Here is a 20,523-nt window from a genome sequence, read left to right as displayed (position 1 = left end):
AGGCCAACATGAAGACACTGCTCATCGCCATGCTGGGCCTGGGCGCCAGCACCTTGCTGCAGGCTGCCGACGCGGTGGACCCGGCGCAGGTCAGGCAAGGCGAGTACCTGGCCCGCGCCGGCGACTGCGTGGCCTGTCACACCGCCAAGGGCGGCAAGCCGTTCGCCGGCGGGCTGCCCATGGAAACGCCCATCGGCACCCTGTACTCGACCAATATCACGCCCCATGCGAGCGGCATCGGCCAGTACAGCTACGAGGACTTCGAGCGTGCCGTGCGCCAGGGTATCGGCAAGGATGGCAGCACGCTGTATCCGGCCATGCCGTACCCGTCCTATGCCCGGGTCAGCGACCAGGACATGCAGGCGCTCTACGCCTACTTCATGCACGGCGTGCAGCCGGTGGAGCAGCAGAACAAGGACAGCGACATTCCCTGGCCGCTGAGCATGCGCTGGCCGCTGGCGTTCTGGCGCGGGTTGTTCGCGCCGCCGGTCAAGCCGTTCGAAGCCGCCGGGCGCGATCCGGTGGTGGCGCGCGGCGCCTACCTGGTCGAAGGGTTGGGGCACTGTGGCGCGTGCCACACGCCGCGGGCGCTGACCATGCAGGAAAAAGCCCTGGATGCCGGCGACGGCGCGGCGTTCCTGTCCGGCAGCGCGCCCCTTGAAGGATGGATCGCCAAGAGCCTGCGCGGTGACCACAAGGATGGCCTGGGCAGCTGGGACGAGGCGCAGATCGTCGCCTTCCTCAAGACCGGGCGCAACGAGCGCACCGCAGTGTTCGGCGGCATGAGCGATGTGGTCGAGCACAGCATGCAGTACATGAGCGATGCCGACCTGACCGCCATCGCCCGTTACCTCAAGACCCTGCCGCCGGTGAACCCGAACGACAAGCCGTTCCACGAGGACCCTGCCGTCGCCCAGGCGCTGTGGCAGGGCAATGACGGCAAGACCGGCGCGGCGCTCTACGTCGACAACTGCGGCGCCTGCCACCGCACCGACGGCAAGGGCTACGCCCGGGTGTTCCCGGCGCTGGCCGGCAACCCGGTGGTGCAGGGCGAGGATGCCACCTCGTTGATCCATATCGTGCTGGAGGGCGCGACCCTGCCGGCCACGGCGACGGCGCCCTCGACCTTCAGCATGCCGGGCTTCGGCTGGCGGCTGTCGGACCAGCAGGTGGCCGATGTGGTCAACTTCATCCGCGGCAGCTGGGGCAACCAGGCACCGGCGGTGGAGGCGGGGCAGGTGGCGCAACTGCGCAAGCAGGCGCCGCCGGTACTGAAGGCCGAGTCGTTGATCGGCGATACCACGGGTATCCAGGAGCCCTGAGCAGTGGCCGGGGGCAACGGGTCTGCACGACCTTGCCCCTGGCCCCTCACTCAGAACCAGCGGTCGTTGCGTTTACGGCCGCGGGTCAGCGCCGGCAGGATCAACCCCGCCAGCAGCCCGGCCCCGGCAATGCTGCCGCCGTAGACCATGTAGCGCATCATCACCTGCTTGTTCTCGTCACCCAGGCGCGCCTGGGTGTCGCGCAGGGTTGACTGGCTCTGCGCCAGTTGCTCGTTGAGCGCCTTGTTGCGGCTTTCCAGCTCGTCGATCAGCGCCTTGCGCGAGTCGAGGGTCTCCTGCATGCCCTGCACGCGGTTCTTCCAGCTGTCGTCGATGCTCTTCAACTGGCCGGACAACTCGGCCACCTGGGCATCGAGCTGCGGCAGGCGCTCGTTCTGGCCGGGCACGGCCTGCAGGTCGTTGCTGAGGATCCACACCAGGTCGCCGTTCTGCCCGCGCACCTGGCTGTAGTTGCCCTGACTGGTCACCAGGCTGACCTTCTGTCCGGACTTGAGCGTGCCAACGATGCGGTGGCCATCGGTGGGGCCGCTGCGCACGTAGGTGCTCAGGCTGTCGCTGACCCAGCGCGCATCGCTGGCCGGTTCTTCGGCGTGGGCCGGAGCGGCGAGGGCGATCAGGGCGGCGATCAGGCCGCCGCGCAGGGCGGTGAGGGCAGGGGAAACGGGCTGGATGTCTGGCATGCTGGTCTTCGCTGAAACAGGACGAATGAAGGCCCGATGACTGGGCCGGCGATCCGGTCGGGTGGATTGACCGTCAGCGAAAGACCGTTTTTTTGTATGCAGGTTCACTGCCGATGGTAGGAAATGTCTGCAGGATGTTGCTGGCAATAGCCCCCTGTGGGAGCGGGGCAAGCCGCTCCCACAGGGGAAGCAAGCCTCAGGCCACCACCTCATAGCACGGCACATACGCCGCCCCACCGGGCAGCTTCATGCGGTGCTGGTCGACGAACGCCTGCAGCAGGCGCCCGAGCGGGTCGAGGATCGCCGCGTCGCCACGGATCTGGTACGGCCCGTGCTCCTCGATCAGGCGGATACCCTTGTCCTTGACGTTGCCGGCGACGATCCCGGAAAACGCCCGGCGCAGGTTGGCCGCCAGTTCATGGGGCGGCAGTTCGCGGCGCAGGGCCAGGTTGGCCATGTTCTCGTGGGTCGGATCGAACGGGTGCTGGAAGCCCTCGTCGATCTTCAGCAGCCAGTTGAAGTGGAACGCGTCATTGCGCTCGCGGCGGAACTGCTTGACCGCCTTGAGCCCCTCGACCATCTGCCGGGCCACTTCGGCCGGATCGTCGATGATGATCTGGTAGTGACGCTGGGCGGCCTCGCCGAGGGTGGCGCCGACGAAGGCGTGCAACTGCTGCAGGAAGGCTTCGGCGCTGCGTGGCCCGGTGAGCACGACCGGGAACGGCAGGTCCTGGTTGTCCGGGTGCATGAGAATGCCGAGCAGGTACAGGAACTCCTCGGCGGTGCCGGCGCCGCCGGGGAAGATGATGATGCCGTGGCCGACGCGGACGAAGGCCTCCAGGCGCTTCTCGATGTCCGGCAGGATCACCAGTTCGTTGACGATCGGGTTGGGCGCCTCGGCGGCGATGATGCCCGGCTCGGTCAGGCCCAGGTAGCGGCTGCCGTGCATGCGTTGCTTGGCGTGGGCGATGGTGGCGCCCTTCATCGGGCCCTTCATCACGCCCGGGCCGCAGCCGGTGCAGACATCCAGCTTGCGCAGGCCCAGCTCGTGGCCGACCTTCTTGGTGTACTGGTATTCCTCGCTGCTGATCGAGTGCCCGCCCCAGCACACCACCATCTTCGGCTCGACGCCCGGGCGCAGGGTGCGGGCGTTGCGCAGCAGGTGGAAGACGTAGTCGGTGAGGCCCTGGGAACTCTCGAGGTCGATGCGCTGGCTGGCCAGCTCGCTCTCGGTGTAGACGATGTCGCGCAGGGCGCTGAACAGCATTTCGCGGGTGCTGGCGATCATCTCGCCGTCGACGAAGGCGTCGGCCGGGGCGTTGAGCAGCTCAAGGCGCACGCCGCGGTCCTGCTGGTGGATGCGCACCTCGAAGTCCTTGTAGGCCTCGAGGATAGTCTTGGCGTTGTCGACATGGGCGCCGGTGTTGAGGATGGCCAGGGCGCACTGGCGGAACAGGGTGTAGAGGCTGCCGGTACCGACTTCGCTCAGTTGCTGGACTTCACGTTGCGACAGCGTCTCCAGGCTGCCCTTGGGGCTGACGGAGGCGTTGATGACATTGCGTTGGGGCATCTGGTCTTTCCTGTGCGGGTAAAACATCCTTCTTGGACAACACCATACAAGCAAATGTGCGTGGCAACGAGGGCCTTGGTGAAAAACCTTGGACGCAGTGCCTACCTGTGGGAGCCGGCTTGCCGGCGAAAGGGCTGCGTAGCAGCCCCGGGGTTATTGGACGTTAAACACATGCCGCAGGTATGCCACGAAATTCTCGTCCCGGCACTGGGTCTTGCCCGGGCTGTCGGAGATCTTCGCCACCGGCGCGCCGTTGCAGGCGGTCATCTTGATCACCATGTTCATCGGCTTTACCCCGGGGATATCGCAGGTGAGGTTGGTGCCAATGCCGAAGCTGACATGGATCCTGTCATTCAACGCACGGTACAGCTCGAGCATCTTCTGGAAATCCAGCCCATCGGAAAAAATCAGCGTCTTGCCCTTCGGGTCGATCCCTAACCGCTCATAGTGGGCGATGGCCTTCTCGGCCCAGGCCAGCGGCTCGCCCGAGTCATGGCGCAGGCCGTCGAACAGCTTGGCGAAGTACAGGTCGAAGTCGTGCATGAACGCATCCATGCCGATGCAGTCGGTCAGGGCGATACCCAATTGGCCACGGTATTCACGTACCCAGCATTCCAGTGCGGCGACCTGGCTGTCGACCAGGCGCGGACCAAGCTGCTGGTGGGCCATGAACCATTCGTGGGCCATGGTACCGATGGGCTTGATCTGGTATTCGCGGGCCAGGTGCACGTTGCTGGTGCCGACGAAACGCCCGGGAAAATCACGCTTGAGGATATGCACCACTTCTTCCTGTACCCGGTAGGAGAATCGCCGGCGGGTACCGAAGTCGGCCAGTTGCAGAGCGGCCAGCTCGTCGTCGCTGGCTTCGGCCCTGAGCCAGTCGAGTTTCTGGTACAGGCGCTCGCCGACCTGCTCGATCAGTACCTCGCGATAGCGGTAGCGGTTGCGTACCTCACTGATGATCGCCAGCAGCGGGATCTCGAACAGGATCACGTGCAGCCACGGGCCGCGCACACGGATCGCCAGTTGCCCGGCATCGTCCAGGCCGACCTGTACATAGCGCAGGTTGAAGCGGAACAGGCTGAGGAAGCGGATGAAGTCCGGCTTGATGAACGGGATCTTCTCCAGGTAGGCCAATTGGTCGTGGGTAACCGAGACATCGGCCAACTGCTCGACCTGGTAGCGGATCTCGGCGAGGTAGGGCGCCAGGTCCTCGTCGTTGCGGCAGCGGAACTCCCATTCCACCTCGGCGTTGGGGTAGTTGTGCAGCACCGCCTGCATCATGGTGATCTTGTAGAAATCGGTATCCAGCAGGTTCTGGATGATCCGTGGGCCAAAGACGCTGTCGCTCATGGGCGGGCCTCCTTGAGTTGGTCGAGCCGGGTATCGAGGGCCTGTTCGTCGGTGCACAGGTGGATGCCGGTGCTGGCCATTTCATCGCAGGCCGCCTGTGCGCCCTCGGCGCTCAGGGCACGGCAGGCCGGCAGGTACAGCAGCACCTCGAAACCGGCGCGACGCAGTTGCAGGGCAGTGGTGCGCACGCAGTAGTCCAGTGCCAGGCCGCCGACGATGATCGCCTGGACCTGTTGCACCTTGAGGTACTCGATGACGCCAGTGGAACGGCGCTCGGCCAGGTCGTGGTAGCAGGCGCCGTAGGGGTGCAGGTCGGGTTCCACGCCTTTCCAGACGAAATAGTCGTAGTCGATGGGGGCGGGCAGGCCGGGCAGCAGCTCGAAGCCCGGCGTACCGGGGACGCAGTGGCTGACCCAGGTCAGGTCGGCATTGGCCAGGGCCAGTGGTTGCAGCATCTGGCCCGGCTCGGCGACCACCCAGGCGGCGTTGGCCGGGTGGGCGTCCTTGCTGCCCAGGCGCAGCGAGGCGCGTTGGGCCATGGCGTTGAGCGCGGGGGCGATCAGGTGACCGCCGGGCACCGGCAGCTCATGGGGGGCGTTGGCGGTGAAGCCGTTCTGCGCGTCGACATCGAAACTGGCGATTTTCATCGGAGGAAGCTCCTCGGCTGGAATGGCTATATATTTCACCTGGTGCATTAAATGTGTCAAGGTTATTTTACTTAGGGAATCAGGCTTGCTCTATTTAATCGCCCTGGTGGAATATAGGTGGATGTTGATTGAGGAATCGTTGAGTGAGCACAGCTGAAGTCCTGGCCAGTGTCGATATCGTCACCCTGCGCCTGTCGCCACACAGCCAGCGCCTGGAGGTGTTGCTGTCCCCGCGCGAACGCGAGCCCTACAAGGGCCAGTGGGCCTTGCCGGGCGTCATCGTCAATGGCAGTACTGCGGACAACAACCTGGATGCCGCTGCCTGCCGGGCCCTTGCGGAAAAGGCCAAGGTGCGCCCGCGCCACCTGGAGCAGGTCGGCACCGAGGGCAATGCTTCCCGCGACCCGCGGGGCTGGACATTGAGTACCTACTACCTGGCGTTGCTCGACCCTGCGGTCGTGGTCGAGGATCCGCAGATTGCCTTTTTCGATCTGCAAGGCGTCCTGGATAATGAGCCGCCGTTGCCGTTCGATCATCGCCTGCTGGTCGAGCGCGCCCATGAGCGGCTGGCGGCCAAGGCCGTATACACCAACCTGCCGTTGTACCTGGCACCCGAGCGGTTCACCGTGCTGGACGCCCTGGCCGCCGCGCAGGCGTGCCTGGGGCAGCCGGTCAACAACACCTCGATGCGCAAACGCCTGGAGCGCATGAAGAGCGAAGGCTGGGTGCAGGACACCGGAGAGAAGAACCAGCCCAGGCTGGGGCGGCCACAGCAACTGTACCGGCATACCCCACAGGGGAGCGGGGCGTTCATGTTCGACCGGAGTCTGCTGGCGGGAGGATAGTCAGGACAGGTCGCGGCCACTTCCTGCAGCTGTCGTGTAGCGACTATCCTTGCCCCATGACCAACCAGCCTCCCTTACGCCACCCCTGTCCACCGGGCGCCTGCGACTGCGGCCGCGAACGCCTGGCCGACGGCCCTGAGCGACGCATCCTGCTGCTCACCCGCGAGGAGGAGAAGCGCCTGGTCGAACGCCTGGAAAACCTCAAGGATCTGGAGGACCTGCAGCGCCTTCAGTCACGCCTCTACGAGCAACTGGGCATCCGCGTGCATATCGCCCCGGGCTTCAACGAGGTGCGCACCATGCGCGGCATCGTCATCGAGCTTGCGGCGCAGACAGGGCTGTGCCGCAAGACCCGCCAGTCGATTCCCGCCGCCATCCGTCGCGGGCTGGAGCGCAATCCGCAGGTGGCCTTCCGCCTGCTCGACGCCCACGACCTGTTGCGCGACGCCTGAGCCTCAGCGCATCGCCGCCAGCTTGATACCAAAGCCCACCAGACATGCGCCGGCCAGGCGTTCGAGCAGATTGGCGATGCGCGGGCTGGCGCGCATGCGCTCGGCCAGGCGGTGGGTGAGCAGCACCGCCACCAGGCCGTAGAGCAGGGTCAGGCCGGCCACGGTCAGCGCCATGAAGGCGAAGGTCACCACGCCCTGGTGGCGCACCGGGTCGATGAACAGCGGGAAGAACGCCATGTAGAACATGATCGCCTTGGGGTTGAGCAGGGTGATCATCATCGTCTGGCGCAGGTAGCGGCCGCTGGCCATGCCGCTGTCACGCGGCGCGCCGCCGGGCTTGCTCAGTACCATGCGCAGGCCGAGCCAGGCCAGGTAGGCGGCGCCGGCCCACTGCACCACATGGAAGGCGGCGGGGTAGGTGGCCAGCAAGGTGGCGACGCCGGCCACGGCCAGCCACATCAGCACCTGGTCGCCGAGAATCACCCCGAAGGTGGCGGCCAGGCCGCCCTTGATGCCGCCCTTGCCGGTGGCGGTGATCAGGGCGAAGTTGCCGGGGCCGGGGATCGCCAGGAGGATGAGGAACGCAATCACGAAAGCGCCGTAGTCGGTCACGCCGAGCATGGGGATTCTCCTGGTGGGGGTGGGCAGGCAGACCTCGATATATGCCATCATTCGCGGCGTTTGCAAAGCCACGACGGTACAGGGAGGTGGAGATGGCGTTCAGCGCGGATGAGCGGGCGGTGCTGTTGGCGGTCAAGGGCGTGGGTCCGACCGTGGTGCAGCGCCTTGAGCAACTGGGATATGGCTCGTTGGCACGACTGGCCGAAGCCGATGCCTTGCAGATCGTCACCGAGGCGGCCGGGCTGGTGGGCAGCAGTTGCTGGAGGAACAGCCCCCAGGCGCGAGGGGCGATTCAGGCGGCGATTGCCCGGGCCAGGGAACATTTACTGCAGGACGCGTGTCCCGCCAACGGCACATAAAAAAGCCCCGAAGACCAAGGCCTTCGGGGCAAACGGTTGGGGGAGGAACCAACCAAAGGAGCCTTTACATCAGGATGCGGTCAGCGCGAGCTGGCTACCACTTCGGGTTGCCAGCCGCCGCCAAGCGCCTTGTAGATCGCGACGATGCCGCTGTACAGCTCGACCTCGCCCTGGGCCTGGGCGTCTTCGGCGCTCAGGCGTTCGCGCTCGGCGTCGAGCAGCACCAGGTAGTCCACCGTGCCTTCGCGGTAGCGCACCGAGGCCAGTTCCGCCGCCTTGCGGCTGGCGTCGCTCTGGCGCATCAGCGCCAGCAGGCGCTGTTGGCGCTTGCCATAGTCGCTGAAGGCGTTGGAGGATTCCTCCAGGGCCAGCAGCACCTGTTGTTCGTAGTTGGCCAGGGCGCCCTCGGCATCGGCCTTGGCCCCGCGCAGGCGGGCGCGCACGCTGCCCAGGTCGAAGGCCGCCCAGGTGATGCTCGGGCCCAGCGCCCAGGCGTTGGCCGCCGAGGAGCCGATCTGCGAGCCGCGCGCGGCGGTGAAACCGAGGAAGCCGCTGAGGCTGACCCGTGGGAACAGGTCGGCAGTGGCCACGCCGACGTTGGCCGTGGCCGCGGCCAGCTGGCGCTCGGCGCTGCGGATATCCGGGCGGCGGCGCAGCAGCTCGCCGGGGTTGCCCACTGGCAAGGCCTTGGCGATGGCCGGCAGGGCCTTGGGCGAGAGGTCCACGGTCATCCCGTCCGGCCGTTGGCCGAGCAGGGTGGCGATGCGGTTCTTCGCCCGCACCTGTTCGGCCTGCAATTGCGGCACGGTGGCTTCGACACCCGCCAGGCGGGCGTCGGCGCGGACCACGTCGAGCTCATTGCCGACCCCGGTGTCGCGCAGGGTCACGGTGATATCCCGCGACTGCTGCTGGGTCTTCAGGTTGGCCACGGCGATCTGCTCGCGCAGCTGGGCGCCGCGCAACTGGCCGTAGGCGTCGACCAGCTCGGCGATCAGGCTGACCTGCAGCTGCTGCAGGTCGGCCTCGGCGGCCGCTTCCTGCGCTTCGCTGGCTTCGATCTGGCGCTGGATACGGCCGAACAGGTCGAGCTCCCAGGCCATGTCCAGGCCCAGGTCATAGCGCTCGCTGTTGACCCGGCGCTCGGTCTGGCCGGGCACCTGGCCCTTGCCCAGGTCGCTGCTGGCACGGCTGGTGACCACCGGCAGCTGGTCGTTGGAGGCGTCCTCGCGGATCGAGCGCGCCGCCTTCAGGCGGGCGAAGGCCACGCGCAGGTCGCGGTTGCCGTCCAGCGACGCCTGTACCAGCTGGTTGAGCACCGGGTCGTCGAACTGCTTCCACCACACGCTTTCGAAGCGGCTACGGTCGAAGGTCTTGGCTTGCAGGCTGCTGTCGAGCTGCGCCGGCTCAGTGAGCGGGGCCTTGTAGTCCGGGCCCACGGCGCAGGCCGCCAGAGCCAGTGCCAGCAGGCTCGGGGTCAGGGGTTTGAGCAACTTCATGCATGGTTCTCCAGCGCCACTGCGTGCTCGGCCTTGCGGGCCTGGCGACGCTCGACGAAACGGCGGATCAGGAAGAAGAACACCGGGGTCAGGAACAGGCCGAACACGGTCACCCCGATCATCCCCGAGAACACCGCCACACCCATGGCATGACGCATCTCGGAACCGGCGCCGGAGCTGAACACCAGCGGTACCACGCCCATGATGAACGCGATCGAGGTCATCAGGATCGGCCGCAGACGCAGGCGGCAGGCTTCCAGCACCGCGGCCAGCGGGTCGAGGCCCTTGGCCTGTTCATCCTTGGCGAACTCGACGATCAGGATCGCGTTCTTGCACGCCAGGCCCACCAGTACGATCAAGCCGATCTGGGTGAAGATGTTGTTGTCGCCACCGGAGACGATCACCCCGGTGATGGCCGACAGCAGGGTCATCGGCACGATCAGGATCACCGCCAGCGGCAGGCTCCAGCTCTCGTACTGGGCGGCCAGCACCAGGAAGGCCAGCAGCACGCAGAGCGGGAACACGAACAGCGCGGTGTTGCCCGAGAGGATCTGCTGGTAGGTCAGGTCGGTCCACTCGAAGGTCATGCCGTTGGGCAGTTCCTCCTTGAGCAGTTTCTCGATTGCCGCCTCGGCCTGGCCGGAGCTGTAGCCGGGGGCTGCGGCACCGTTGATCTCGGCGGTGATGAAGCCGTTGTAGTGCATGACCCGGTCAGGCCCGGAGGTGTCGCTGACCTTGAGGAAGGTCGCCAGCGGGATCATCTCGCCCAGGTTGTTGCGCACCTTCAGCTGGCCGATCTGCTCGGCATCGAGGCGGAACTGCTGCTCGGCCTGGACGTTGACCTGGTAGGTGCGGCCAAAGCGGTTGAAGTCGTTGGTGTACAGCGAGCCCAGGTAGACCTGCAGGGTGTCGAAGATGTCATTGATCGCCACGCCGTGGGTCTTGGCCTTTTCCCGGTCGATGGCGGCATCGACCTGCGGCACGTTGACCTGGTAACTGGTGAACAGGCCCGCCAGTTCCGGTACGTTGTGGCTCTTGGCGATGATGTTCTGGGTCTCTTTGTACAGCGCTTCGTAGCCCAGGTTGCCACGGTCCTCGATCTGCAGGCGGAAGCCGCCGATGGTGCCCAGGCCTTGGACCGGCGGAGGCGGGAAGATCGCGATGTAGGCGTCCTGGATATCGGCGAACTGGGCGTTCAGGGCTGCCGCGATGGCCGCCGCCGACTGGCTCGGGTCCTTGCGCTCGTCGAACGGCTTGAGCGGGGTGAACACGATGCCGCTGTTCGGGCTGTTGGTGAAACCGTTGATCGACAGGCCCGGGAAGGCCACCGAATCGGCCACGCCCGGTTGCTTGAGGGCGATCTCGCTCATCTTCTTGATCACCGCCTCGGTACGGTCGAGGCTGGCGGCGTCAGGCAGCTGGGCGAAGGCCACCAGGTACTGCTTGTCCTGGGCCGGGACGAAGCCGGTCGGGGTGGACGAGAAGCCCAGGTAGGTCAGGCCCATCAAACCGGCATAGACGAACAGGGCAATGCCGCTGGAGCGGATGACCCGACGCACGCCGCCGACATAGCCATGGCTGGCGCGGTCGAAGAAGCGGTTGAACGGAGCGAACAGCCAGCTGCCCAGCAGCTTCTCGAGGAACCGCGAGAAACGGTCCTTGGGCGCGTGGTGGTCCTTGAGCAGCACGGCAGCCAGGGCCGGCGACAGGGTCAGCGAGTTGAACGCCGAGATCACGGTGGAGATGGCGATGGTCAGGGCGAACTGCTTGTAGAACTGCCCGGTAAGCCCCGAGATGAATGCGGCGGGCACGAACACGGCGCACAGCACCAGGGCGGTGGCGATGATCGGGCCGGTCACTTCGCTCATGGCCTTCTGCGTGGCTTCCAGCGGTTTCAGGCCTAGGCCGATGTTACGCTCGACGTTCTCCACCACGACGATGGCGTCGTCCACCACGATACCGATGGCCAGCACCAGGCCGAACAACGACAGCGCGTTGAGCGAGAAGCCGAACAGGTGCATCACCGCGAAGGTGCCGATCAGCGAGACCGGCACGGCCATCAGCGGGATGATCGAGGCGCGCCAGGTCTGCAGGAACAGGATCACCACCAGCACGACCAGGATCAGCGCTTCGAACAGGGTGTGTACCACCGCTTCGATGGAGCCACGGACGAACACGGTCGGGTCATAGACGATGCTGTAGTCCATGCCTTCCGGGAACTCTTTCTTCAGCTCGGCCATCTTCGCCCGCACTTCGTCGGAGATCTCGATGGCGTTGGAGCCCGGGCGCTGGAAGATCGGGATGGCCACCGCCGGCTGGTTGTTCAGCAGCGAGCGCAGGGCATACTGGCTGGAGCCGAGCTCGACCCGGGCGATGTCCTTCAGGCGCGTGATCTCGCCGTTGGCGCCGGCACGGATGATGATGTTCTCGAACTCTTCCTCGTTGACCAGGCGGCCTTGGGTGTTGATCGACAGCTGGAAGCTGGTCGAACCCGGGGCGGGCGGGGCGCCCAGCTGGCCGGCGGCGACCTGGCGGTTCTGCTCGCGAATGGCGGCCACCACGTCGCTGGCGGTCAGGTTGCGCGAAGCGGTCTTGTTCGGGTCGAGCCACACCCGCAGCGAGTAGTCGCCCATGCCGAACAGCTGCACGTCACCGACGCCGCCCAGGCGCGCCAGCTCATCCTTGATGTTGAGGATGGCGTAGTTGGACAGGTAGAGCATGTCGTAGCGGTTGTCCGGCGAGGTCAGGTGCACGACCATGGTCAGGTCGGGCGAGGCCTTGTCGACGGTGATACCGATACGCGTCACCTCTTCCGGCAGCTTGGGCTGGGTGCGGGTCACGCGGTTCTGCACCTGGACCTGGGCGTTGTCCAGGTCGGTACCGAGGGCGAAGGTGATGGTCAGTGTCAGCTTGCCGTCGGCGGTGGACTGCGAGGACATGTACAGCATGTTCTCGACACCGGTGATGGCCTGCTCCAGGGGCGCGGCGACGGTCTCGCCGATCACCTTGGGGTTGGCGCCGGGGAAGTTGGCGCGCACCACCACGGTGGGCGGCACCACTTCGGGGTATTCGCTGATCGGCAGCTGGAACAGCGAGATCGAGCCCGCGATCAGCAGCACCAGCGACAGCACCGCGGCGAAGATCGGCCGGGTAATGAAGAATTTCGAAAAGTTCATCGGTGTTGTCCCTTAACCGCGCGGCGCTTGGGCGCTGGCGACTTTGACATTGGCGCCGGCAACCTTCGGCGCCGGGTTGCTGGCTTCGAGGGCCTGGCGCTGCTGGGCGAGGGCGGCGAGGGTCTGTTCGCTGGCCATCTGGGTTTCCTCAGGCGTGACCGGCGAACCCGGGCGCACACGCTGCAGGCCCTTGACCACGATGCGGTCGTCCTTGCCCAGGCCGCTGCGCACGATGCGCAGGCCTTCGAGCTTCGGCCCCAGTTCCACGGCGCGGTAGGCGGCCTTGTTGTCCTTGTCCATGACCAGCACGAACTTCTTGCCAAGGTCGGTGCCGACCGCTTCGTCGTTGATCAGCACGGCGTCGTACTGGGCGCTGCCGACCAGCTTCAGGCGCGCGTACAGGCCGGGGGTGAACTGGCCGTCGCGGTTGTCGAACACGGCGCGGCCACGGATGGTGCCGGTGCGCGGGTTGACCTGGTTGTCGACGAAGTTCATCTGGCCCAGGTGCGGGTTGCCGGTCTCGTTGGTCAGGCCCAGGTACACCGGGGTGCTCTGGCCGCGCTGGCCGTCGCGGGCTAGCTGGCTGTACTTGAGGTACACGCGCTCGTCGGCGTCGAAGTAGGCGTAGACCTTGTCGGTGGAGACCACGCTGGTCAGCGGGGTGACATCGGCGCTGACGATGTTGCCGGCGGTGAACTGGGCGCGGCTGACACGGCCACTGATCGGCGCGGTGACGCGGGTGAAGCTCAGGTTCAGGCGGGCCAGGTCGAGCTGGGCCTGGATCGCGTCGACCCCGGCGCGGGCCTCGGCGGCGGCGCTGCTGCGCGACTCGGCCAGTTCTGCGGAAATCGCGTTGCTGTCGCGCAGGCGCTCGCCACGGCGGGCTTCGTTGGCACTGCGGATGGCGGTGGCCTTGGCTTGTTGCAGCTGGGCTTCGAGGCGGCGCACTTCAGCCTGGAACGGGCGCGGGTCGATCTGGAACAGCAGGTCGCCTTTCTTGACCTGGGCGCCTTCGGTGAAGGCCACCTGGTCGATCTGGCCGGACACCCGTGGGCGCACTTCGACGGTTTCCGGCGCTTCGAGGCGGCCGGTGAACTCGTCCCATTCGTTGATCGGCTGCTCGATCACCTTGGCTACGCTGACCTTGGGCGCGGCGGGAGCCTGCACGGCGTCGGGGGTGCGACCGCAAGCGCTGAGCACCACCACTGCCAGGGCAGCGAGGGGGAAGCGCAAGGGTTTGAGTGAGTGATCCATGGAGAACTCCGCCAATGTATTAGTAGTGGGCGGAGTGTGAGTGTCTTGCGCGCGGCGCACGAATCAAACGGAGCGAAGGTTATTATCACGCGCAATGATAGGTCGGGTGCCGTCATCGATCCGGACGCATGATTTCAAGGCAGCTTCGTTACCTGTAGGAGCGGCGGTGTAATCAGCGTGGCCCGCCGGATGCTTTTTCGCGCAACGCCTTGGCCACCTGCGCCTCGATCTCGTAAGCCGGCCCCTCCAGCGCCTGGTAATCGCGGGTATAGCGCCGGGCGAATTCCTCCACCCCCAGTTCCTGGTACTGCTGCACATGCTTGAGTTCATGGGACCACAGCGCCACGTTGTCCTCGGCATCGGCGCTGCGGCGGAAGATGATGGTGTCGATCAGGGTCACCGCGTTGACATCCGGGTTCTGCAGCAATGCATTGGCGGCGCTGATCTGATGTTCATCGCCCACCCGGTAGCGCGCCGCGTCGAGCACGGCGAAGTCGTACCAGGGCTCGAGCTGGGCGCGGATATGCAAGGGGATCGGCTGGCTGCCGCTGGCGGTGGCCTCGTCGCGAGCCTGGCGCAGGGCGAACACCAGGCTGCCGGTGGCCATGCGCTCGACATCCTGCAGCACCTGGCCGCCCTGGTTGGGGTCAATGGGCGCGCAGAAACACACCACCAGGCATACCTGGTATTGCCCGGCCGGGCAACGTTCCTGGGCGAAGGCGGGCAGGGCCAGCAGCAGTCCGAGCAGGGTACTAGCGAGCCTCATCGAAGACCCGTCCGACCAGTTTACGGCTGGCGTCCAGCACCTGCGCCTGCACCGGCTCGCTGGCCAGCATACGGCCCACCACCAACGCGCCGACGCACTGACTGAGCAAGGCCCAGGCCAGCTCGGGGTCGTCGAGGGTCTCGCTCCACGCCTGGTGCAGTTCCACCAGCCAGTGCTCGGCCTGTTCGCGCACCGGTCGCTCGGCGCGGGCGATCTCCACGCCCAATGGCGGCAGCGGGCAGCCGCCCTCGGCATTGTGCAGGTGGGCCAGGCTCAGGTATTGCTCGAGCAGGCGCCTGAGCCGGGGGCGGTCGGCGCCACGCTCGACCAGGCGCGCCAACGGGCTGTTGGCCAGTTCGCGGCGGACGATCTCGCTGAACAGGTCGTCCTTGGACGGGAAATGGTTGTAGAAGGCGCCGCCGGTCAGGCCGATGGCCTTCATCAATCCGGCTACGCCAGTAGCGGCGAAACCCCCGCGTTTGGCCAGGGCGCCGCTGCTGGCCAGCAGCTTCTCGCGGGTCTGTTGCTTGTGTTCGGTGCTGTAGCGCATGCGCGGAACCTCTTGGCGCGGGCTTGACGATAAGCTGATCGTAGCATAGCGTTCGTTTACTAAACGATCATTCATCAATGGAGCGGTCCATGGCAGAACAACAAAAGGTCGTGCTGGTGATCGGCGCTGGCGACGCCACCGGTGGCGAGATCGCCAAGCGTTTCGCCCGCGAGGGGTATGTCGCCTGTGTCACCCGGCGCCAGGCGGACAAGCTGCAGCCGCTGGTCGACGAGATCCGCGCCGCAGGCGGTCAGGCTCATGGCTTCGGGTCGGATGCGCGCAAGGAAGAGGAGGTGGCCGAGCTGGTCGAGGCCATCGAGCGCGATGTCGGCCCGATCGAGGCCTTTGTCTTCAATATCGGCGCCAATGTCCCGTGCAGCATCCTCGAGGAAACCCCGCGCAAGTACTTCAAGATCTGGGAGATGGCCTGCTTCGCCGGCTTTCTCACCGCCCAGGCGGTCGCCCGGCGCATGGTGACCCGCGAGCGCGGCACTATTCTCTTTACCGGCGCCACCGCCGGTACCCGCGGCGCGGCCGGTTTCGCCGCCTTCGCCGGGGCCAAGCACGGCCTGCGCGCCCTGGCCCAGAGCATGGCGCGAGAGCTTGGGCCGCGGAACATCCATGTCGCCCATGTGGTGGTCGACGGCGCGATCGACACCGCGTTCATCCGCGACAACTTCCCCGAACGCTATGCGCTCAAGGACCAGGACGGCATCCTTGATCCCGCGCACATCGCCGACAGCTACTGGTTCCTGCACGCCCAGCCACGGGACGCCTGGACCTTCGAACTTGACCTGCGCCCGTGGATGGAGCGCTGGTAAGTCACACCCTCATACAAGGAACGAATCATGAGCAAGACCGTCGAGTTCTTCCTGGACCTGGGCAGCCCGGCCACTTACCTGGCCTCGACCCAGCTACCCGCCCTGTGCGCGCGTCACGGGGCGCGGTTGGTGTACAAGCCGATCCTGTTGGGCGGGGTGTTCCAGGCCACCGGCAACGCCTCGCCGGTCATGGTGCCGGCCAAGGGGCGCTATATGCGCATCGACCTCAAGCGCTATGCCGATCGCTATGGCGTGCCCCTGACCCTGCCGCCAGGGTTTCCAATCAATACCCTGAACCTGATGCGCGGGCTGATCGGCGTTCAGTTGTTTGCCGAAGCGCGGTTCGAGGCGCTGTTGAAGGTGCTGTTCGAAGGGTTGTTCGTACACGGGCGCAATCTGGGAGACCCTGTGGTGTTGGGTGAGACCCTGGCTGCGGGTGGCTTCGATGCCGAGATGTTCCTGGAGTTGGCCGCGCGGCCCGAGGTCAAGGACGCCTTGCGCAAAGCCACCGAGGAGGCGGTCGAACGTGGCGTGTTCGGGGCGCCGACGTTCTTCATCGACGGGCAGATGTTCTTCGGCCAGGACCGTCTGGATTTCGTCGAGCAGGCTTTGGTCAGGCAGGCATGATGATCTGGGCTATGCCGCTCTTATGGAAAACCTGAATCTTTGATTTTACTGGGACAGCGTGGGAGCGGGCTTGCCCCGCGATGAGGTGTATGGCACCGGCTCCGCCGGTGCTCGCGGGGCAAGCCCGCTCCCACGCTGGTGATGCTTGCTACTTTGTCCCTGTGTGATCTGCGCGCATCAGACCAGCAGCCACTCTATTTGCCCGCGTTCCCAGATGCTCAGGTGATCCACCGGATTGGTGCCGTAGCGGTGCCAGTCGTCCAGCGCGCCCTGGCGTCCATCCGGGCTCTGGCAGTGGCTGCAGTGGACCAGGCCTTCGCCGTCCAGCACCAGGGTCAGGCGCCAGCCGTCGACCAGCACCTCGACCTGCCCGCCGGCCAGGCGGGCGACCGTCACCAGCAGCCGCACGCCAAGGGCGGCATCGCGCAGGCACTGATACGCCTCGCGGCTGGCGACGGTGGTCATGCGCGAATCAGAAGTTCGCCGGGGTGTTGGCGCTGATGATCTCGGCCTCGTCGGGACCGATGTTCTTGAAGGTGTGGGGCAGGGTGGTGGGGATGTAGTAACCGTCGCCGGCGTTAAGCACGCTGACCTGGCCGTCGACCCACAGCTCCATGGTGCCACGGGTGACCAGGCCGCATTCCTCGCCTTCGGCGTGGACGATCGGCTCGCCGGAGTCGGCGCCCGGCGCATACAGCTCGCGCAGCATGCGCATCTGCCGGCCCTCGACGCTGGCACCGACCAGCAGCATGCGCAGGCCGTTACGGCCCAGGTCGGGCTGCTCGCCGCCACGGAAAACGTAACGTTCCTCGCGCACCGGCTCGTCGAAACTGAAGAACTCCGCCAGGGACATGGGGATCCCTTCGAGCAGTTTCTTGAGGGAACTGACCGAAGGGCTGACCCGGTTCTGCTCGATCTGCGAGATCGTCGAGTTGGTCAGGCCGCTGCGGCGGGCCAGTTCCCGTTGGGAGAGGTTGTTGCGTTCACGCACCAGTTTGAGTCGTGTCCCCGTGTCCATAGCCGCCTTGTTTGCAGAGGTGTCAAAAATAATGGGCGAGGCATTAAAACACACTCTGCAGGCTTGCGCGCTGTGCGTCTCAGTGACGCTGGTCGGTCGCTGCCGGCCACAGCCCCACCAGCAACAGCAGGGCACCGACGGCGAGGAACGGCAGGCGCGGGTCGAGGGCATAGACCAGGGTGCCGGCCAGTGGCCCGATCACCGCGCCCATGCCTTGGGCGGCGCCGATCGAGCCGGCCGTGGCGCCCTGTTCGCTGGCGTGCATGGCGTTGGCCGCCAGGGCGGAAAACGCCGGGAAGACGAAGCCCATGCCAAACGCAGCGACGAAGAATGCGCTCCACAGCCAGGGTGCGTGGGTTGCCAGCGCTGCGGCGGCGAAGCCCAGGCCGGAGATACTGGCGCCGACACGGATCATTTTCGCTGGCGGCCACTCGAGCCTGCGCAGGAACACCTGTGCCAGCATTAGCGCCACGCCCACGCAGGTCAGGGCGATGCCCGCGGCCTGGGCGGCGTCACCGGCCTCCAGATGCAGGCGGTCGAGGGCAAAGAAACCGACGGCGATCTGCGACACGGTGATGCTCAGCATGGCGCTGAAGGCCACCAGCAGCGGGCGACGCAGGCGTGGGTCGGACAGGCGCACCGGATTGGGCGCATGGACTTGTGCCAGTGGCTGGGGCTTGAGCTTGGACAGCAGCACCACGAACGCCGTCGCCGGCAGCAGCGACATGGCATAGAACGGCAGGCTCAGGCTGTAGCGCGACAGCAGCGCGGCCAGTGCCGGGCCGACCACCAGGCCGACGGCATTGGCCGCGCCCAGCGAAGCCATGGCCCGGGCCCGGCGCTGCGGCTCGACATGGTCGGCAATCAGCGCGTTGCCGCCCACCGGCAGCGCGGCATAGAAGGCGCCGATCAGACCGCGGGCCAGCATCAGCCCGAAGAACGCCACGCTCGCGCCCGGCAGCCAGCGCAACGCGCCGTCGATGAACAGGCACAGCACCCAGTAGGCCAGGGTGAAGCCGCCACTGCCCAGCAACAGCACGCGGCGCCGGCCATAACGGTCGGCCAGGCGCCCCCAGGGCCGCGCCAGCAGCACCCAGACCACGCCGGCGACGGTCACCGCCGCGCCGGCCTGCCAGGTGGCCATGCCCAGCAGGCGGGCGATGGGGCCGATCAGGGCGACGAAGGCCATCATCGACATGGTGCAGGCCATGTTCACCAGCATCAGTGGACGCAGGTCCAGGGTGCTGGCCGGGGCCAAAGCGGCAGGGTCCTTTGCAACGTTCATGGGGCAGTCCGGGGCAGTTCGACGAAATGAGCGCCAATGTTAGTAATAATTATTTACATGTGTCGATCCCGGCAATGCTCATTCACTGCGGTGCAGCGGGCCTGGCCACATGCTACGCAAGACGCCGTCGCGGCGCACCAGGGCATGCACCAACGCCGCCCCCAGGTGCAGCAGCACGGTGGCGAACAGCAGGTAGCCCGCCCAGCCGTGGGCCTGGCGCAGCACGGCGTACAGCTGCAGGTCGTGGGGCGCGATGGCGGGCAGTTGCAGGGGCCGTGGATAGCCACCGGCCGAGAGCATGGCCCAGCCGAGCAGCGGCATGGCCAGCATCAGGCCGTACAGCAGCAGGTGCGAGGCGCCGGCGGCCAGCCGTTGCAGGCGGGGCAGGTCGCCGGGCAGCGCCGGGTGCGGCAGGGCCAGGCGCAGGGTGATACGCAGGATAACCAGCACCAGCAGGGCCAGGCCGGTGGCCTTGTGCAACTCGACCAGCAGCGGGTGCCGTGGCGACAGGTCGCCGACCATGTTCACGCCGATGAACAGCATGGCCAGGATCAGCGCGGCCATCAGCCAGTGCAGCAGGCGGGCCAGGGGGTGGAAGGCGGCGGGGGTCATGGGCGGGCTCCTTCGCTCAGCGCTTCGTGGCTGCGGCGGTTGAATGACACCGAGTAGGCCGCCGAGCGGGCGGCGAGGATCGGGTCGGCGGATGGTTCGATGCCGTGGGGCAGGATCAGCGGGTCGAAGTTCAGGTCGCGGCAGGCGCCCTGCTCGGGGGCATCGACCTGCTCCAGCACCAAGGTGCCGGCGTCGATGCTGCGGCGTTCGGCGGGCCAGGGACGGGCAGGGTCGTCCACCGGGTCGCCGGGCTCGGCCAGGGTCAGGCGCAGGGTCCAGCGCAACGGCCCTCGGGCCAGGCGTTGCTGCAGGTCGTGCTGGAGGAACTGCTTGTCATCGATCTGGGCGGGCAGGGCGGCGAACGGTGTTTGCGGCTCCAGGGCCCAGCGCACCGGGTGGGCGTTGCCTTGGGCATCGATCAGACGAAAAGCGTTGATGCTGTTGTAGGTGGTGCTGGCAAAGCTGTCGCTGGGCTTATAGCTGGCCGCCCACTGGCGAAACGCCGCGCTTTCCGGGTGGCTGGCGAAGAACGCCTGCAGTTTTGCCGGGTCCGGCTTGCCGGTGGCCGGGTCGGGTGCCCCGGCCAGCACCTGCTGGTAGAACCCCTCGGGCGTGCTCACCGCCAGCACCGGCGGGTTGTTCATGCCGGTGCGCCAGACCTGGCCGTCATCGCTGCTCAACTGGATGGCCAGGCTGCGCACCGGTATGGCGGTGTCCGGGGCGAACGGGTTGGCGCCGCCGATGGCGAAGCGACCGATCACCGGCACCTGGGCCTGGCTGAACACTCGGGCGCTGGAGAGCGCCGCAGCCTGCCCGCTGGCCTGGAAGTAACCGCTGACGCACAGGCCCTTGGCATGGTTTTTCCGATAGCCGGGATAATGGCCGGCCTGGGCCTCGAAGGTGTCGATGATGCGCTGCGGGGTCAGCCCTGGCGCGCCGATCCAGCCGGCGGCATAGGCGAAGCCCGCACCGAGGGCGGCGAGGGTGGCGCCGATGGCGGCCAGGCGCAGGGCCTTGGCGGGGCCATGCAGGGGAGTGGTCATGGGGG

General features: G+C 66.6%; 21 protein-coding genes. 6 read left to right on the top strand and 15 right to left on the bottom strand.

All coding sequences use genetic code 11. From position 1 onward, the window contains the following. The first annotated feature begins 8 nt into the window (after positions 1-8). Positions 9-1,322: a cytochrome c gene (locus HU751_RS21300; protein WP_186732235.1), complete on the top strand. Its 1,314-nt coding sequence runs from the start codon at positions 9-11 to the stop codon at positions 1,320-1,322. A 50-nt stretch (positions 1,323-1,372) separates the two neighbouring features. Here HU751_RS21300 and HU751_RS21295 read toward each other — a convergent pair whose 3' ends face one another. The 4 genes from HU751_RS21295 to HU751_RS21280 form a co-directional block, all read right to left on the bottom strand. Continuing rightward, positions 1,373-2,023: a TIGR04211 family SH3 domain-containing protein gene (locus tag HU751_RS21295; RefSeq protein WP_186732236.1), complete on the bottom strand. Its 651-nt coding sequence runs from the start codon at positions 2,021-2,023 to the stop codon at positions 1,373-1,375. Positions 2,024-2,219: 196 nt separating this feature from the next. Next, positions 2,220-3,593, bottom strand: coding sequence for a nucleotide 5'-monophosphate nucleosidase PpnN (gene ppnN / locus HU751_RS21290; RefSeq protein ID WP_050705798.1), 1,374 nt, complete (start codon positions 3,591-3,593; stop codon positions 2,220-2,222). A gap of 153 nt (positions 3,594-3,746) precedes the next feature. Next, complete coding sequence (pncB, locus tag HU751_RS21285; protein WP_186732237.1) at positions 3,747-4,946, bottom strand: nicotinate phosphoribosyltransferase; 1,200 nt, start codon at positions 4,944-4,946, stop codon at positions 3,747-3,749. Next, positions 4,943-5,593: a nicotinamidase gene (locus tag HU751_RS21280; protein WP_186732238.1), complete on the bottom strand. Its 651-nt coding sequence runs from the start codon at positions 5,591-5,593 to the stop codon at positions 4,943-4,945. The genes pncB and HU751_RS21280 overlap by 4 nt, the downstream gene beginning before the upstream one ends. A 143-nt stretch (positions 5,594-5,736) precedes the next feature. Between HU751_RS21280 and HU751_RS21275 the strand changes: the two genes are divergently transcribed. Together HU751_RS21275 and HU751_RS21270 are read left to right on the top strand one after the other, a co-directional pair. Beyond that, positions 5,737-6,438, top strand: a complete 702-nt coding sequence (locus tag HU751_RS21275; protein WP_186732239.1) for an NUDIX hydrolase — start codon at positions 5,737-5,739, stop codon at positions 6,436-6,438. 56 nt (positions 6,439-6,494) lie between these two features. Beyond that, positions 6,495-6,890 (top strand): hypothetical protein, encoded by a 396-nt coding sequence (locus HU751_RS21270; protein WP_186732240.1) that lies wholly within the window; start codon positions 6,495-6,497, stop codon positions 6,888-6,890. A gap of 3 nt (positions 6,891-6,893) precedes the next feature. Here the strand turns inward: HU751_RS21270 and HU751_RS21265 are convergent, their stop codons facing one another. Then, positions 6,894-7,511, bottom strand: coding sequence for a LysE family transporter (locus HU751_RS21265; RefSeq protein WP_186732241.1), 618 nt, complete (start codon positions 7,509-7,511; stop codon positions 6,894-6,896). Between the two features lie 92 nt (positions 7,512-7,603). On the opposite strand from HU751_RS21265, the gene HU751_RS21260 reads away from it, so the two are divergent. Continuing rightward, positions 7,604-7,870: a helix-hairpin-helix domain-containing protein gene (locus HU751_RS21260; RefSeq protein WP_186732242.1), complete on the top strand. Its 267-nt coding sequence runs from the start codon at positions 7,604-7,606 to the stop codon at positions 7,868-7,870. 80 nt (positions 7,871-7,950) lie between these two features. On the opposite strand, the gene HU751_RS21255 is transcribed toward HU751_RS21260, so the two are convergent. The 5 genes from HU751_RS21255 to HU751_RS21235 all read right to left on the bottom strand — a co-directional run bounded on the left by HU751_RS21255 (position 7,951) and on the right by HU751_RS21235 (position 15,112). Next, the gene (locus HU751_RS21255; RefSeq protein WP_186732243.1) at positions 7,951-9,366 is read right to left on the bottom strand and encodes an efflux transporter outer membrane subunit; all 1,416 of its coding nucleotides are present in this window, start codon (positions 9,364-9,366) and stop codon (positions 7,951-7,953) included. Next, on the bottom strand, positions 9,363-12,542 hold the full coding sequence (locus tag HU751_RS21250; RefSeq protein WP_050705839.1) for an efflux RND transporter permease subunit: 3,180 nt from the start codon (positions 12,540-12,542) through the stop codon (positions 9,363-9,365). The genes HU751_RS21255 and HU751_RS21250 overlap by 4 nt, the downstream gene beginning before the upstream one ends. 12 nt (positions 12,543-12,554) lie before the next feature. Further along, the gene (gene mexE / locus HU751_RS21245; RefSeq protein ID WP_186732244.1) at positions 12,555-13,796 is read right to left on the bottom strand and encodes a multidrug efflux RND transporter periplasmic adaptor subunit MexE; all 1,242 of its coding nucleotides are present in this window, start codon (positions 13,794-13,796) and stop codon (positions 12,555-12,557) included. A gap of 172 nt (positions 13,797-13,968) precedes the next feature. Further along, positions 13,969-14,562 (bottom strand): eCIS core domain-containing protein, encoded by a 594-nt coding sequence (locus HU751_RS21240; RefSeq protein ID WP_186732245.1) that lies wholly within the window; start codon positions 14,560-14,562, stop codon positions 13,969-13,971. Next, positions 14,549-15,112: a TetR/AcrR family transcriptional regulator gene (locus HU751_RS21235; RefSeq protein WP_186732246.1), complete on the bottom strand. Its 564-nt coding sequence runs from the start codon at positions 15,110-15,112 to the stop codon at positions 14,549-14,551. The genes HU751_RS21240 and HU751_RS21235 overlap by 14 nt, the downstream gene beginning before the upstream one ends. Positions 15,113-15,201: 89 nt before the next feature. Between HU751_RS21235 and HU751_RS21230 the strand changes: the two genes are divergently transcribed. Together HU751_RS21230 and HU751_RS21225 are read left to right on the top strand one after the other, a co-directional pair. Beyond that, the gene (locus HU751_RS21230; RefSeq protein ID WP_186732247.1) at positions 15,202-15,933 is read left to right on the top strand and encodes an SDR family oxidoreductase; all 732 of its coding nucleotides are present in this window, start codon (positions 15,202-15,204) and stop codon (positions 15,931-15,933) included. Positions 15,934-15,960: 27 nt separating this feature from the next. Next, on the top strand, positions 15,961-16,560 hold the full coding sequence (locus HU751_RS21225; RefSeq protein WP_186732248.1) for a 2-hydroxychromene-2-carboxylate isomerase: 600 nt from the start codon (positions 15,961-15,963) through the stop codon (positions 16,558-16,560). A 177-nt stretch (positions 16,561-16,737) separates the two neighbouring features. Here the strand turns inward: HU751_RS21225 and HU751_RS21220 are convergent, their stop codons facing one another. The 5 genes from HU751_RS21220 to HU751_RS21200 all read right to left on the bottom strand — a co-directional run bounded on the left by HU751_RS21220 (position 16,738) and on the right by HU751_RS21200 (position 20,518). After that, entirely contained in the window at positions 16,738-17,025 is a 288-nt protein-coding gene (locus HU751_RS21220; protein WP_186732249.1) for a DUF7693 family protein, read from the bottom strand. 7 nt (positions 17,026-17,032) lie between these two features. Then, positions 17,033-17,578: a cupin domain-containing protein gene (locus HU751_RS21215; protein ID WP_050705832.1), complete on the bottom strand. Its 546-nt coding sequence runs from the start codon at positions 17,576-17,578 to the stop codon at positions 17,033-17,035. A 79-nt stretch (positions 17,579-17,657) separates the two neighbouring features. Then, a complete protein-coding gene (locus HU751_RS21210; RefSeq protein ID WP_186732250.1) occupies positions 17,658-18,863 on the bottom strand; it encodes an MFS transporter in 1,206 nt (401 codons plus the stop codon). 78 nt (positions 18,864-18,941) lie between these two features. Beyond that, positions 18,942-19,475: a cytochrome b gene (locus HU751_RS21205; protein ID WP_186732251.1), complete on the bottom strand. Its 534-nt coding sequence runs from the start codon at positions 19,473-19,475 to the stop codon at positions 18,942-18,944. Next, a complete protein-coding gene (locus HU751_RS21200; RefSeq protein WP_186732252.1) occupies positions 19,472-20,518 on the bottom strand; it encodes a catalase family peroxidase in 1,047 nt (348 codons plus the stop codon). The genes HU751_RS21205 and HU751_RS21200 overlap by 4 nt, the downstream gene beginning before the upstream one ends. Between the last annotated feature and the right edge of the window lie 5 nt (positions 20,519-20,523).

The organism is Pseudomonas peradeniyensis (genome assembly GCF_014268935.2).
Classification (GTDB): Bacteria; Pseudomonadota; Gammaproteobacteria; order Pseudomonadales; family Pseudomonadaceae; genus Aquipseudomonas; species Aquipseudomonas peradeniyensis.
This window is presented reverse-complemented; position numbering and strand designations above follow the sequence as displayed.